This is a genomic window from Enterobacter sp. PL_is511 (genome assembly GCF_055816065.1).
Map to the genome: position 1 here is coordinate 1 of NZ_JBVPGP010000022.1, position 13,312 is coordinate 13,312.

Genomic DNA, 13,312 nt, shown 5'->3' on the forward strand with positions numbered 1-13,312 from the left:
TCAGCTTATTCCTTCAGGCTATCGGGTCGGGCATGAGCCTGCATCCCTGCAGGCCACGCCCTCTCGGCGCATCCCTGCGCCTCGCCCCGGCCTTACGGAAACGCTTCGGCGATTTACAGCCGGACCAGGGCGTCGCTGTAAGTTATTAATTTTTTTGAAGCAACGTTCATCGCTTCAGGTAAAAAATTACTGGGGATTCCTCAGTCCTATGGGAGAGGGTCAGGGCGAGGGCATCAGGCCGGGCAATTCACTGCTCTACTTCAGCGTGCAATCCCCGCATTGCTTAACGTCCGGCAGGCGATAGCGCTGGCAGCAGGTGCGGCGAACCAGAAGCCCGTCACGGAGTACAACGGTGCGGAATAGCGGGTTGTCACGGCCATCGGAAAGCTGTTTTGCAAAGAAACAGGACTGACGCAGGGCGTCAACGTTCTCATCACCGAGAAGCGGCTTCATTTCCGTTAAATACCAGTGGATTAAATAGCCCGTATTGCTCCAGATAAGCTTCCCGTTAATCTCTCCCGTCGCTTCCAGCGCTTCCACCACCGGGATCAGGGCCTGAGTGATAAGCTGCTCAATACGCTCCTGAGCAGTCAGGCGTTCCGCGCTCTGGTCTTCATGTAGATCAATCCAGAAGCAGGCAGCACGTCCGGTTTCGTGAAACTCGACGTGGAAATTATCCGGCGAGAGTTCCAGCATGCTCTTCTGTGTTAAGAGCGCCAGCATGAGGGGAGGCACCATCAGCCCGATATACCACTGTGCCCAGAGTGAGAGCAGGGGTTTATTTTCCCGCGTAAGGGTGGGCTGATTGCGATAGATATGGTCGGAATAGGTGGCCAGCAGCGATTGCAGTTTTGCCGGTTGGCGCCACTCTGAGAGCGTCATGGCGTGGTTCGGGGGTGCTTCATCAAGCCGGATAAAGTCCAGCAGGTGGGCGCGCGTTTCCGCAATCTTATCCCGTATGGCATCCGCAAGCGAAGCATTCCCGCTGGTGAGGGGCGCTCGCCAGAGGAGGGGTTCGACGATGTGTGCGGTATGCGTGGCCATAGTATAGATAGAAATCTAAATGATAATGATTGCCAATCCTAACTATTGCTCATACCAATGGCAAGACTTTTGTCCTGGTGACATCGCCGTGATGTTTACGCCGTCTGAATCTCTTCACTCAACAGAATGTTGTTGCGCCCCATATGCTTTGCTTCGTAGAGGGCTTTATCCGCTTTTTCCAGCGCGCCTTCCACGTCTTCATCCTCGAAAATGGCAATACCAATGCTGATGGTGACGTTTGTCGCGACGCTTTCGTTAAACAGATGCGGGATTTTCAAATCGTAAACTTTCTGACGGATCCGCTCGGCCGTCTGGCGAGCATGTTCGAGTGAAATGTTGGTCAGCAGCACCATAAACTCTTCCCCACCAAAACGCGCCACAATATCGCGAGAACGCACGGCATCGCGAATTGCCGCAGAGACGCGCTTCAGCGCCTGGTCGCCCATCATATGGCCGTAATGGTCGTTATAGGCTTTGAAGTGGTCGATATCCATCAGCAGGACAAAGTGCTCGCCATTCTCTACCGTGGGCAAATTCTCCAGACGGCTTTGCAGACCGCGACGATTATAGAGCCCGGTAAGCGGGTCCATCATGCTGAGATCGGTAAGGGTTTCCCGTTCCTCCAGAAGGCGAGAAAGGAGCTCCTGAGCAAAACGGTCATTGCGTCTTTGCAAAATGTTATGAATAGCAATTGCCACCACAGGAAGTGCGAAAGAATAGGTCATTCGCAGCCATATATCGTGATCGCTTAACCACAGGCAGACAATAAAGGTGGGCAGTGAATGCAGCGTAAAGGCTTTGATATTACTGGCGAACGCCAGCGTGCCGATAAAAAGCACCGTTAAAAGGGCGATTAACAAATACGTCGCATGATCGTGGGTAATTAAGGCGAATTTGGAGACAATTTGCCAGGCCCACAAAATACCGAAGATCCCTGAAACGACAGGAATATTTATCTTCCGCGCGCGCTTTCTCCAGTGCCAGACGAACAGGCCGGTACTGATGGAGAATATAGCAATCAGAGGGGCGGAAAACAGTCGTACAGAATTGAGCGGGTTTGTTACCGAGAACACTGCCGATGTTGCGTTCAGAAATAAAAATAAACGTAATGATAATTGATATTTTCTGTGAACCAAAGACCGCCAGGATTGTGATGTCATAGTCGTGTATTTTTATTAAAATTTAATTAAAACAAATAAATAGATGTCGTTTCGCAATTAAATATGCAAAAAGCTCAAAGAGTAATTATCAGAAAATCTTTAGACGTTGTTAACAGGTGCGCAATTTATCACCTTAGGCAATTCCTGTCATTACGGGAAAGGTAAAGGTCGATGGATTTTGATTCATTCAGCTGACAAATGATAATCTCTGTCATATGATATTGGTTATCATTATCGTTGAAAGAGGGCAGATCATGTTGAACAGGGCGCTGGGCAGCGGTTGGGGGGTATTGCTACCGGGAGCCATTCTCGGCGGTTTGACGTTTGCCGATCTCTCTCTTGATACCTGGAAAGCCATCATTGTGTCAGGACTGTTAGTCACGTCAGGCATGATCTGGCATAAGCAACTACGTCACTTTGTTTTATTGCCATCGTGTGTCGCGCTGGTCAGCGGAATTCTGGTGATACTGATGAATTTGAAATAACAGGGAAAAGAAGATATTCAGAGGGGTTGTAAGATAATTGGTGCGAGGGGGGGGACTCGAACCCCCACATCCTAAGGACACTAACACCTGAAGCTAGCGCGTCTACCAATTCCGCCACCTTCGCACAGTCATCTTACTATTTACATCATTACTATGTTGATATCGCCTCGTTGGTGCGAGGGGGGGGACTCGAACCCCCACATCCGTAAGGACACTAACACCTGAAGCTAGCGCGTCTACCAATTCCGCCACCTTCGCCCAGTGCGAGCAATATCATCGTGATTTATGGTGCGAGGGGGGGGACTCGAACCCCCACATCCGTAAGGACACTAACACCTGAAGCTAGCGCGTCTACCAATTCCGCCACCTTCGCATACCATCGATACTGTAAAAGTATCGTAACCACGGAGGCGCATTCTAGATGTTTTCAGCTTTACGTCAACTGAAAAGTGCTCACCTTTTATTGATTGCTGCAAAAATGGCCGGAACTGAGACGCCTGCTTGCCGGATAGTGATTGCGCTTATCCGGCCTGCAGGAGTGAGATTACTTTTTGGCCTGGCGCGTCATCACGGTACGATAGACCTTAAAGCGGCCGGTCTGCGCGATCACTTCGTGGAAGCCAAAGGTTTCGTCCAGCACTTTCGGGTACGCCAGGAAGGCGTTCGCAACGATACGCAGCTCGCCGCCGCTGTTAAGGTGACGGGTTGCGCCACGGATCAGCGTTTGTGCCGCTTCAAGGCTGGTTTCCATACCGTCGTGGAACGGTGGGTTGGAGATGATCATGTCGAAGCGACCGGTGACGTCAGAGAAGACGTTGCTGGCAATCACCTCGCCTTCAATGCCGTTTGCGGCAAGCGTTGCGCGGCTGGCCTCAACCGCCGGGGCGCTCACGTCACACAGGGTTAAGCGCACCTTTGGCGAATGGCTGGCGAGCACGGTAGAGAGCACGCCCGCGCCGCAGCCCACGTCCAGCACTTTGCCTTTGGTGTGCGGCGTCAGAGTGGAGAGCAGCAGCTTGCTGCCCGTATCCAGCGCGTCACGGCTGAACACGCCCGGCAGGGTTTTGATGGTCAGGCCGTCAAGCTGGTATTCGTCCCAGTAAGCCTGCGCATCAAACGTTGTCTGTTTTTCCAGTCGTCCGTGGTACAGACCACAGCGGCGAGCGCTGTCGACTTTATTCAGCGGCGCGTAGTCTTCCAGCATCTGTTCAGCGCTACGCACGCCGCTGCGGTTCTCTCCTACCACGAAAATATCGCAGCCGACCGGCAGCAGGGAGAGCAGGTTCATCAGCTGGAACTGGGCTTCCGGTTTATTCTTCGGCCAGTAGTAAATCAGCGTATCGCAGTCGGCGATATCGCTCTGCTCCGCCACCAGGCTAAAGCGCGCGCGCTCGCCCATCTGACGGCTCAGCACCTGCCAGTGGTGGTAATATTGGGTGTGGGCACGGCTTTCAGCACAGTCGAAACGCGCGGGCAGGTCATCCTGCATATCTCCGGCAAACAGAATACGGCTTTCTTCGAAATCATCACTGTGACGCAGCAAGACTTCACTTGCCGGGGTAAATGCAGACATGAATTGTTCCTCAATAAACTCAGGCGGGGATTATAGTAGGTAGATGGCGCACTTTCGACACATTTGCTATATTTGCGCGCCTGAGAGACAGGAGTTTTCCCTATGACATCCCGACGAGACTGGCAGTTGCAGCAGCTGGGCATTACCCAGTGGGCTTTGCGTCGCCCGACGGCGTTGCAGGGCGAAATCGCCATCTCCATCCCGGCGCACGTTCGCCTGGTGATGGTGGCGGAAGAACTGCCTGCCCTGAATGAACCCCTGATCGATGATGTCCTTCGCAGCCTGAAGCTGACGGCCGACCAGGTTTTACCGCTGACGCCAGAGCGTGTCGCGATGCTGCCTCCTGATAGCCGCTGTAACAGCTGGCGTATCGGAGAGACAAACGAGATCCCCCTCCAGGGGAGCCAGATCTGCTCGCCAGCGCTGGACGAACTGAAAGCCAACCCAAAAGCGCGCAGCGCGCTATGGCAACAAATCTGCGAATATGAACACGATTTCTTCCCTCACGACGCCTGACCTGCCCACAGCGTTTGCGATTGAAACACGCGCCCACGCGTTTCCGTGGAGCGAAAAAACCTTCGCCAGCAATCAGGGCGAACGGTATCTGAACTACCGCCTGGACGTTGACGGCACCATGGCCGCTTTCGCGATCACGCAGGTTGTTCTTGATGAGGCGACGCTGTTTAATATCGCGGTTGATCCCGCTTTTCAGCGCCGTGGGCTGGGAAGAGAACTGCTTGAGCACCTCATCCGTGAGCTCGAAACCCGTGACGTTTTCACCCTGTGGCTGGAGGTGCGCGCGTCGAATGTCGCCGCCATCGCGCTCTATGAAAGCTTAGGCTTTAACGAGGCGACAATCCGCCGTAACTACTACCCCACCGCAGAGGGACGTGAAGACGCCATCATAATGGCTCTGCCGATTGGATAATAAAAAATAAGGTTGTAACGATGAAATGGGACTGGATTTTCTTTGATGCCGACGAAACGCTATTTACGTTCGATTCGTTCGGCGGCCTGCAGCGGATGTTTCTCGACTATAGCGTGACCTTCACCGCTGAAGATTTTCAGGACTATCAGGCGGTCAACAAGCCGCTGTGGGTGGATTACCAGAACGGTGCCATCACCGCGTTACAGCTTCAGCACCAGCGCTTTGACGTCTGGGCGGAACGTTTAAAGGTCAGTCCGGGGACGCTGAACGAGGCGTTTCTGAACGCGATGGCGGATATCTGCGCGCCACTGCCGGGCGCGGTTTCCCTGCTGAACGCGTTGAAAGGTAAGGTAAAACTGGGGATCATCACCAACGGTTTTACCGCCCTGCAGCAGATCCGCCTCGAGCGCACCGGTCTGCGCGATCATTTCGACGCGCTGGTGATCTCGGAAGAGGTGGGTGTACCTAAACCGGATCCGCGAATTTTCGATTATGCGCTGGCGCAGGCCGGTAATCCTGACCGCGATCGCGTCCTGATGGTGGGGGATACGGCAGAGTCAGATATTCTGGGCGGCATGAAGGCCGGTCTGTCGACCGTCTGGCTTAACGCGCATGGCCGCGTGAAGCCTGAAGGCATCGAGCCGACCTGGACCGTGACGTCGTTGAACGAACTGGAGCAACTCCTGTGTAAACAATGATTGCCTGCCCCCCGTTGATGGGTAAAATAGCCGCAATTTTGTATTCCATGATGCGTGGCGTGCTGCCGCGCTTATAAAAGAAGATTTAATTATGACGTTGTCTCCTTATCTGCAAGAGGTGGCCAAGCGCCGCACTTTTGCCATTATCTCGCACCCGGATGCCGGTAAAACGACCATCACTGAGAAGGTGTTGCTGTTCGGACAGGCGATCCAGACTGCGGGTACCGTTAAAGGCCGTGGCTCCAGCCAGCATGCAAAATCTGACTGGATGGAGATGGAAAAGCAGCGTGGTATTTCGATTACCACCTCCGTGATGCAGTTCCCGTATCACGACTGCCTGGTGAACCTGCTGGACACCCCGGGTCACGAAGACTTCTCCGAAGATACCTACCGTACCCTGACGGCGGTGGACTGCTGTCTGATGGTGATCGACGCCGCGAAAGGTGTAGAAGACCGTACCCGTAAGCTGATGGAAGTCACCCGTCTGCGCGATACGCCGATCCTCACCTTTATGAACAAACTCGACCGTGACATCCGCGATCCGATGGAAGTGATGGATGAAGTGGAAAACGAGCTGAAGATCGCCTGTGCGCCAATCACCTGGCCAATCGGCTGCGGTAAGCTGTTCAAAGGGGTTTATCACCTCTATAAAGACGAAACTTACCTGTATCAGACCGGTAAAGGCCACACCATTCAGGAAGTGCGCATTGTTAAAGGTCTGGACAACCCGGATCTGGACGCGGCGGTTGGCGAAGAACTGGCCGCGCAGCTGCGCGACGAGCTGGAGCTGGTGAAGGGCGCGTCTCACGAGTTCGACAAAGAGCTGTTCCTGAGCGGTGAAATCACCCCGGTCTTCTTCGGTACCGCACTGGGTAACTTCGGCGTTGACCACATGCTGGACGGTCTGGTGGAGTGGGCGCCGCGTCCGATGCCGCGTAAAACCGATACCCGTGAAGTGGAAGCGCAGGAAGAGAAATTTACCGGCTTCGTGTTCAAAATTCAGGCCAACATGGACCCGAAACACCGCGACCGCGTGGCCTTTATGCGCGTGGTGTCCGGTAAGTATGAAAAGGGCATGAAGCTGCGCCAGGTGCGTACCGGGAAAGATGTGGTGATCTCCGACGCCCTGACCTTTATGGCGGGCGACCGTTCGCACGTTGAAGAAGCCTATCCGGGTGACATTATCGGTCTGCACAACCACGGCACTATTCAGATCGGCGATACCTTCACCCAGGGCGAAATGATGAAGTTCACCGGCATTCCGAACTTCGCACCAGAGCTGTTCCGTCGTATCCGTCTGCGCGATCCGCTGAAGCAGAAACAGCTGCTGAAAGGCCTGGTGCAGCTCTCCGAGGAGGGCGCCGTGCAGGTCTTCCGCCCAATCGCGAACAACGATCTGATCGTTGGCGCGGTCGGCGTGCTGCAGTTTGACGTGGTTGTCGCGCGTCTGAAGAGCGAATACAACGTGGAAGCGATTTACGAGTCGGTGAACGTCGCGACCGCGCGCTGGGTCGAGTGTTCTGACGTGAAGAAATTCGAAGAATTTAAGCGTAAGAATGAAGTTCAGCTTGCGCTGGATGGTGGCGATAACCTGACCTATATCGCGCCAACCATGGTGAACCTGAACCTGACGCAGGAACGTTATCCTGACGTTCAATTCCGTAAAACCCGCGAGCACTAATCCCCTCTCAGAGCACGGCTGCCGCCGTGCTCTTCTTTAATTCCTGTCTTATTAATCCCTTGCGGAATGTTCTTAATTCAACGCAATTTCACGCTATTCGCGCGTTTTTTACCCAATTCTGAAAGCGGCTCTGTGAGAGTGATCTATATTTAACTCAGTGTTTAACACCGGGCGTGGATAAATTAACTGTTCAATGCATGACTTTAGGTTATCCATTTTGCCCGTGTGTTTATTCGCAATATATATCACTACTAAGGAAGTGCGTAGCCCGAATAACGGGTCAACACAGGAATAGATCGATGAATATGACAAGACTGAAGATTTCTAAAACTCTGCTGGCTGTAACCCTGGGTAGCGTTCTGGTGAGCGGCTCCGCCCTCGCGGAAAGCAGCACCATGGATAAAGCACAATCCACGGCCGATAACGCAGGGCAAAAAATCGATAGCTCTATGAATAAAGTCGGCAACTTCATGGATGACAGCTCAATCACAGCAAAAGTGAAAGCCGCACTGGTGGATGATGAAGCCATTAAGAGCACCGATATTTCCGTTAAGACCGACAAGAAAGTGGTCACGCTGAGCGGCTTTGTTGAAAGCCAGGCTCAGGCAGAACAGGCGGTGAAAGTCGCGAAAGGCGTCGAAGGTGTTGCCTCCGTCAGCGATAAGCTGCACGTACGTGACGGCAAAAACGCGTCGGTGAAAGGTTACGCCGGTGATGCCGCCACCACCAGCGAAATCAAAGCTAAACTTTTAGCAGATGACATCGTGCCGTCCCGTAAGGTGAAAGTAGAAACCACCGATGGTGTGGTTCAGCTTTCCGGTACGGTAGATTCGCAGGCGCAAAGTGAACGTGCCGAGTCCATTGCGAAAGCGATAGATGGTGTTAAAAGCGTTAAAAACGATCTGAAAACGAAGTAAATCTGGACCATTCGCCCGCCTGGCTAACACCTGCGGGCGATATAAGAACGACTCTGGAAAAACGCCGGTGAGTGACCTGAGCGCTCACGTTTAGCGGCCGACATTAACTATGGTAAAGGAGAAGCTTATGTTTCGTTGGGGCATTATATTTCTGGTTATCGCGTTAATTGCCGCCGCATTGGGCTTTGGTGGACTGGCAGGTACAGCGGCATGGGCAGCTAAAATTGTCTTCGTTGTGGGTATTATTCTGTTCCTGGTCAGCCTGTTTACGGGTCGTAGACGTCCGTAGCAAACGCAATATTCCTTCAACAAAAAAAAGCCAGTCGCTGTGACTGGCTTTTTCTTATTTGCGTAACAGGTCGGGTGCGTTACTGTGGTGTTATAAAATAATCAAAACAGGAAAGCAGAGGTGGGGCAACGAATTCCCGTTACGCTCGGCAATATTGCGCCGCTGACGTTAAAACCGTTTCGCGCAGGTCAACTCGCGCTGGTCTGCGAAGGTGGAGGACAGCGCGGCATTTTCACCGCCGGCGTGCTGGACGAATTTATGCGCGCGCAGTTCAACCCGTTTGACCTCTACTTCGGTACCTCTGCCGGGGCGCAGAACCTTTCTGCCTATGTTTGTAACCAGCCCGGCTATGCGCGAAAGGTCATCATGCGCTACACCACGGCGAAAGAGTTTTTTAATCCGGTGCGCTTTGTGCGCGGCGGTAACCTGATCGATCTCGACTGGCTGCTGGAGTCGACCTCCAGCCAGATGCCGCTGGCCATGGACACCGCGGCCCGTCTGTTTGATAGCGGCAAAGAATTCTGGATGTGCGCCAGCCGGGGGGATGATTATTCGCCGGGCTATTTTTCGCCTCAGAAGGAGAACTGGCTGGACATCATCCGCGCCTCCAGCGCGATCCCCGGTTTTTATCGTACCGGTGCGCTGCTGGACGGCATTAGCTATCTGGACGGGGGGATCAGTGACGCGGTACCGGTGCAGGAAGCCGCCCGTCGCGGGGCGAAAACCATTGTGGTGATCCGTACCGTACCGTCGCAAATGTATTACACGCCGCAGTGGTTTAAACGGATGGAGCGCTGGTTGGGCGACAGCAGCCTGCAGCCGCTGGTGAACATCGCGAAGCAGCATGAAACCACCTACGGTGCGATGCAGCGCTTCATTGAAAAACCGCCGGGTAAGCTGCGTATTTTTGAAATCTATCCGCCTAAGCCGCTGCTGAGCATGGCCCTGGGCAGCCGCGTCCCTGCGCTGCGCATGGATTACAAAACGGGACGGCTGTGCGGGCGCTACTTCCTGGCAACGGTAGGGAAAATGCTGGCGGAGCAACCGCCGCTTCATCGCCATAAACGCATTATTACGCCGCCTGCGATTGTCGCCAACGATGCCCTGACGATGCCGCTGGTGGACATTCCGCAGGCGAATGATGCTTTACTGGATAACGAGGATCTGGCGTGACGCACCGCTTTATCGATACCCACTGCCACTTTGATTTCCCGCCGTTTACGGGGGAGGAAGCGCAAAGCATTGCGAAAGCGGCTGACGCAGGCGTTCAGGCCATCATTGTGCCGTCAGTGGAAGCGGCGTACTTTTCCCGCGTGCTGGATCTTTCTGCGCGGCACCCCGCGCTCTATGCGGCGCTCGGCCTGCATCCGATCGTGATTGAGCGGCATCGTGATGAGCACATAGAGAGACTTGATGAGATAGTGCAGACCGCAGGCGACAAGCTTGTCGCCATCGGGGAGATCGGCCTCGATCTTTATCGCGAGAACCCGCAGTTTGAGCGCCAGCAGACGATCCTCGACGCGCAGCTCAGGCTGGCGAAGCGTCACGATCTGCCGGTGATCCTCCATTCAAGACGCACGCACGATAAGCTGGCGATGCACCTGAAGCGCATCGATCTGCCGCGCAGGGGCGTCGTGCACGGTTTCTCCGGCAGCCTGCAGCAGGCGCAGCGTTTTATTGAGCTGGGCTATAAAATCGGCGTCGGTGGCACCATCACCTATCCGCGCGCCAGTAAAACCCGGGACGTGATGGCACAGCTGCCGCTGTCGGCGCTGCTGCTGGAAACCGACGCGCCGGATATGCCGCTGAATGGTTTTCAGGGTCAGCCGAATCGCCCGGAACAGGCGGCGCGCGTGTTCACCACCCTGTGTGAACTGCGACAGGAGCCGGAAGAGGTGATTGCCGATGCGCTGCTGGAAAATACGCGTTCGGTATTTGGTATCACGCTATAGGTAAAGCGCCGGGCGGATCACCGTTATCTTCTGTTTTTCCAGCGCCCGCGCTAGCGGTTCAACGTCCTCAGGCGTGGCGCTGCGCCATGACGCTGCCTCACCGTACACGCCATGCGCATGAAACGCGTTAATACGCACCGGAATATTCCCCAGCCCGTGGATAAACGTTGTCAGCGGTTTCAGATGTTCCAGATAATCACATTGCTCTGGGATCACCAGGAGCCTCAATTCAGTCAGCCGTTGATGCTGTGCCAGCCAGCGAATACTCTGTTTAATCTGCGGGTTTTCGCGCCCGGTCAGAAAACGGTGATGCTCATTGTCCCACGCCTTCAGATCCAGCATCGCGCCATCCAGTACCGGCAGCAGCTTTTCCCAGCCGGTTTCGCTTAACAGACCGTTGCTGTCGACCAGACAGGTGAGGTGGCGCAGGGCAGGATCGGCTTTGATCGCGGTGAACAGGGCGATCAAAAACGGTAATTGCGTTGTGGCTTCACCGCCGCTGACGGTGATCCCTTCGATAAACGGTGCGGATTTGCGGATCTGAGCGAGGATCTCTTCCACGCTGAAGCGGTGCGCCATAGGCGTTGCCTGCTGCTGACACAGGTGCAGACAGGTGTCGCACTGCTGGCAGTCGCTCTCCTGCCACCAGACGCGCCCGGCCTGAATGGTCAGCGCGTCGTACGGACAGTGGGGCACGCAGTCCCCGCAGTCGTTGCAGCGGCCAATCGTCCACGGGTTGTGGCAGGTTTTACAGCGCAGGTTGCAGCCCTGCAGGAACAGGGCCAGGCGGCTGCCCGGCCCGTCCACGCAGGAAAAAGGAATGACCTGACTAACTAAAGCGCATCTGCTGTTCATGGCTAATCACGCGCGGCTGACGTTCCAGAATGCGGGTATTGCGTGCGGCTTCTTCCCCCAGCCACGTGGTGTTCGTTCTCGACCCTGCTTCCCGGTATTTCTCCAGATCCGATAGCCGCACCATATACCCGGTGACGCGCACCAGATCGTTACCCGCCACGTTGGCGGTAAACTCGCGCATACCCGCCCTGAACGCGCCCAGGCACAGCTGAACCACCGCCTGCGGGTTGCGTTTTACCGTCTCATCCAGCGTCAGGATATCGCTTATCCCGGAAGAGTAGTGCTTGTGATGGGGAGCTACCGCCAGCAGGTGGCTGATGGGATCCGGCTCGTCGCCGTAGGGCAGGCGCGCGCCCGGCGTGGTGCCGGAGTCGGAGCTGATCCCCGACTGCGCGTGAAGCATCGCGCGCTGCTTCCAGCCGTGCTTCACCGGCGTGTTTTCGACAAACACCGCAAGCTGTTCGCTGATGCGATAGCCCAGCGCGTTGGCCTGCTCATCTTTGCCGTAACGCCCCGCGATGCCAGCTTTCTCACAGAGCACGTTTACCGCTTCCGCCAGTCCGTACATGCCAAACATCGGCACAAACCGATCGGCATCAATCAGCCCCTCTTTTACCAGGAAGCTATTCTCAAAGAAGCCAGATTGCTCGTACAGGAAACCACAGCGTGCATCGATGATGGCCATTTGCTGCTGGCAATAGTGCGGGAGCATGCGGGTGAAGAAGTCTTCAATGGACGTGCTGCATTCAGCAATGGCTTTGAGGTTAAGGCGCACCAGGGTGCTGCCACCGCCAGCCAGAGGCAGGGAGTTGTAACAGCTCACCACGCCATAACGACCTTTTGTGAAAATTTTATCATTCACCGGGCCATTAGAAATGTGCGGTTTACTGCATTCACATATGTTTTTTGCTACCTCAAGCAGCAAATCGTCCGGGGTGGTCTCTGGATCATAAATAAAGGTCAGGTTCGGCGCGACCTGCTTCAGCTCTGCATCGACACGCAGAATGGCACGGGTGATGGGCGTATCTTCCGGCCCGATATTGGCATGCATAAAGGCATCCGGCAGCGTACGGTCAAGATAGCGCCAGAAACGTTTTATTCGGCTATTGATTTCTTCTTGTGTTAGAATTCTAACATATGGTTGCAGCAGCGCATCAAGCTGGCCGAGATAGACCGGCATCGATGTGACGGATGGAACATGGTGATAAAGGATGGTTAGCAGCGAGAGGGCATCGTCGAGATCTTTTGCCCCTTCCAGCTCCAGCCATTCTGAACCGTTAGCCAGAAATTTTGCGTAATCCGGCAGAACGTAACGGGGTTTGTAAGGCGCATGGCCTTCGAACATGTCGCAGATAAACCCCTCGTCCAGCGCGGCGCGCGCAGCTTCAGGAAGTGCCGGATACGGCAGGTTGTTTTCCGCTTCCAGCGCCAGAAAATGACGTTTTTGTTCCGGGGATAACACCGGGCTTGTCACAATCTGCTGGCAACGTTGCTGCAGGGCGTCGGGGCTGGAGTGGGGCATATTCGCTTCCTTGAATGTTCTGCGGATGATGAACGGATTGTAGAAAGCCTGCCTGTTGGCGCTTTTGATCCCACAGGGGGTATTGCTGCTTTAGTCGGCAATTTGCGCACTAAAGTTTGAAGAAGATCTCATTACAGTAATGCAAATTTGTACGCAGTTTTCATTAACTGTGATGAATGTCGAAGTGTGGATGCGGGTGGATGTTAGA

At 54.6% G+C, this 13,312-nt stretch carries 14 protein-coding genes and 3 tRNA genes; 9 read left to right on the forward strand and 8 right to left on the reverse strand.

The features are described from left to right. Positions 1-255: 255 nt before the first annotated feature. Together fhuF and AC0TN7_RS11065 are read right to left on the reverse strand one after the other, a co-directional pair. Positions 256-1,044, reverse strand: coding sequence for a siderophore-iron reductase FhuF (gene fhuF, locus AC0TN7_RS11060; RefSeq protein WP_267217471.1), 789 nt, complete (start codon positions 1,042-1,044; stop codon positions 256-258). Positions 1,045-1,139: 95 nt separating this feature from the next. After that, positions 1,140-2,204, reverse strand: coding sequence for a GGDEF domain-containing protein (locus AC0TN7_RS11065; protein WP_032649902.1), 1,065 nt, complete (start codon positions 2,202-2,204; stop codon positions 1,140-1,142). Positions 2,205-2,419: 215 nt separating this feature from the next. Between AC0TN7_RS11065 and AC0TN7_RS11070 the strand changes: the two genes are divergently transcribed. Further along, positions 2,420-2,689, forward strand: coding sequence for a DUF1435 domain-containing protein (locus tag AC0TN7_RS11070; protein WP_194266140.1), 270 nt, complete (start codon positions 2,420-2,422; stop codon positions 2,687-2,689). A 38-nt stretch (positions 2,690-2,727) separates the two neighbouring features. On the opposite strand, the gene AC0TN7_RS11075 is transcribed toward AC0TN7_RS11070, so the two are convergent. The 4 genes from AC0TN7_RS11075 to rsmC all read right to left on the reverse strand — a co-directional run bounded on the left by AC0TN7_RS11075 (position 2,728) and on the right by rsmC (position 4,262). Then, positions 2,728-2,813, reverse strand: a tRNA-Leu gene (locus tag AC0TN7_RS11075). A 47-nt stretch (positions 2,814-2,860) separates the two neighbouring features. Next, a tRNA-Leu gene (locus AC0TN7_RS11080) sits at positions 2,861-2,947 on the reverse strand. Between the two features lie 28 nt (positions 2,948-2,975). After that, positions 2,976-3,062, reverse strand: a tRNA-Leu gene (locus AC0TN7_RS11085). 171 nt (positions 3,063-3,233) lie between these two features. Then, positions 3,234-4,262 (reverse strand): 16S rRNA (guanine(1207)-N(2))-methyltransferase RsmC, encoded by a 1,029-nt coding sequence (rsmC, locus tag AC0TN7_RS11090; protein WP_024908271.1) that lies wholly within the window; start codon positions 4,260-4,262, stop codon positions 3,234-3,236. 102 nt (positions 4,263-4,364) lie between these two features. On the opposite strand from rsmC, the gene AC0TN7_RS11095 reads away from it, so the two are divergent. The 8 genes from AC0TN7_RS11095 (at position 4,365) to AC0TN7_RS11130 (ending at position 10,727) form a co-directional block, all read left to right on the forward strand. After that, positions 4,365-4,778 (forward strand): DNA polymerase III subunit psi, encoded by a 414-nt coding sequence (locus tag AC0TN7_RS11095; protein ID WP_024908270.1) that lies wholly within the window; start codon positions 4,365-4,367, stop codon positions 4,776-4,778. Beyond that, positions 4,747-5,190: a ribosomal protein S18-alanine N-acetyltransferase gene (gene rimI, locus AC0TN7_RS11100; protein ID WP_463726555.1), complete on the forward strand. Its 444-nt coding sequence runs from the start codon at positions 4,747-4,749 to the stop codon at positions 5,188-5,190. Before AC0TN7_RS11095 ends, rimI begins: the two co-directional genes overlap by 32 nt. 20 nt (positions 5,191-5,210) lie before the next feature. Next, a complete protein-coding gene (yjjG, locus tag AC0TN7_RS11105; RefSeq protein ID WP_008502077.1) occupies positions 5,211-5,888 on the forward strand; it encodes a pyrimidine 5'-nucleotidase in 678 nt (225 codons plus the stop codon). A 91-nt stretch (positions 5,889-5,979) separates the two neighbouring features. Further along, complete coding sequence (gene prfC / locus AC0TN7_RS11110; protein WP_024908269.1) at positions 5,980-7,569, forward strand: peptide chain release factor 3; 1,590 nt, start codon at positions 5,980-5,982, stop codon at positions 7,567-7,569. Between the two features lie 299 nt (positions 7,570-7,868). After that, positions 7,869-8,486: a molecular chaperone OsmY gene (gene osmY, locus AC0TN7_RS11115; protein WP_039260909.1), complete on the forward strand. Its 618-nt coding sequence runs from the start codon at positions 7,869-7,871 to the stop codon at positions 8,484-8,486. A 127-nt stretch (positions 8,487-8,613) separates the two neighbouring features. Further along, entirely contained in the window at positions 8,614-8,775 is a 162-nt protein-coding gene (locus AC0TN7_RS11120) for a DUF1328 domain-containing protein (protein WP_003856556.1), read from the forward strand. Positions 8,776-8,895: 120 nt separating this feature from the next. After that, the gene (locus tag AC0TN7_RS11125) at positions 8,896-9,948 is read left to right on the forward strand and encodes a patatin-like phospholipase family protein (RefSeq protein ID WP_024908268.1); all 1,053 of its coding nucleotides are present in this window, start codon (positions 8,896-8,898) and stop codon (positions 9,946-9,948) included. Continuing rightward, the gene (locus AC0TN7_RS11130; protein WP_463726556.1) at positions 9,945-10,727 is read left to right on the forward strand and encodes a TatD family hydrolase; all 783 of its coding nucleotides are present in this window, start codon (positions 9,945-9,947) and stop codon (positions 10,725-10,727) included. Before AC0TN7_RS11125 ends, AC0TN7_RS11130 begins: the two co-directional genes overlap by 4 nt. On the opposite strand, the gene AC0TN7_RS11135 is transcribed toward AC0TN7_RS11130, so the two are convergent. Together AC0TN7_RS11135 and AC0TN7_RS11140 are read right to left on the reverse strand one after the other, a co-directional pair. Then, entirely contained in the window at positions 10,722-11,582 is an 861-nt protein-coding gene (locus AC0TN7_RS11135; RefSeq protein WP_463726557.1) for a YjjW family glycine radical enzyme activase, read from the reverse strand. The two genes, AC0TN7_RS11130 and AC0TN7_RS11135, sit on opposite strands and share 6 nt — an antisense overlap. Continuing rightward, positions 11,557-13,104 (reverse strand): YjjI family glycine radical enzyme, encoded by a 1,548-nt coding sequence (locus tag AC0TN7_RS11140; protein WP_463726558.1) that lies wholly within the window; start codon positions 13,102-13,104, stop codon positions 11,557-11,559. The genes AC0TN7_RS11135 and AC0TN7_RS11140 overlap by 26 nt, the downstream gene beginning before the upstream one ends. Positions 13,105-13,312: the final 208 nt, after the last annotated feature.

What these genes read in the sequence shown, in the direction of transcription:
- fhuF (WP_267217471.1), bottom strand. Translation starts at nt 1,044, where the DNA reads ATGGCCACGCATACCGCACACATCGTCGAACCCCTCCTCTGGCGAGCG.
- AC0TN7_RS11065 (WP_032649902.1), bottom strand. Translation starts at nt 2,204, where the DNA reads ATGACATCACAATCCTGGCGGTCTTTGGTTCACAGAAAATATCAATTA.
- AC0TN7_RS11070 (WP_194266140.1), top strand. Translation starts at nt 2,420, where the DNA reads ATGATATTGGTTATCATTATCGTTGAAAGAGGGCAGATCATGTTGAAC.
- rsmC (WP_024908271.1), bottom strand. Translation starts at nt 4,262, where the DNA reads ATGTCTGCATTTACCCCGGCAAGTGAAGTCTTGCTGCGTCACAGTGAT.
- AC0TN7_RS11095 (WP_024908270.1), top strand. Translation starts at nt 4,365, where the DNA reads ATGACATCCCGACGAGACTGGCAGTTGCAGCAGCTGGGCATTACCCAG.
- rimI (WP_463726555.1), top strand. Translation starts at nt 4,747, where the DNA reads ATGAACACGATTTCTTCCCTCACGACGCCTGACCTGCCCACAGCGTTT.
- yjjG (WP_008502077.1), top strand. Translation starts at nt 5,211, where the DNA reads ATGAAATGGGACTGGATTTTCTTTGATGCCGACGAAACGCTATTTACG.
- prfC (WP_024908269.1), top strand. Translation starts at nt 5,980, where the DNA reads ATGACGTTGTCTCCTTATCTGCAAGAGGTGGCCAAGCGCCGCACTTTT.
- osmY (WP_039260909.1), top strand. Translation starts at nt 7,869, where the DNA reads ATGAATATGACAAGACTGAAGATTTCTAAAACTCTGCTGGCTGTAACC.
- AC0TN7_RS11120 (WP_003856556.1), top strand. Translation starts at nt 8,614, where the DNA reads ATGTTTCGTTGGGGCATTATATTTCTGGTTATCGCGTTAATTGCCGCC.
- AC0TN7_RS11135 (WP_463726557.1), bottom strand. Translation starts at nt 11,582, where the DNA reads ATGAACAGCAGATGCGCTTTAGTTAGTCAGGTCATTCCTTTTTCCTGC.
- AC0TN7_RS11140 (WP_463726558.1), bottom strand. Translation starts at nt 13,104, where the DNA reads ATGCCCCACTCCAGCCCCGACGCCCTGCAGCAACGTTGCCAGCAGATT.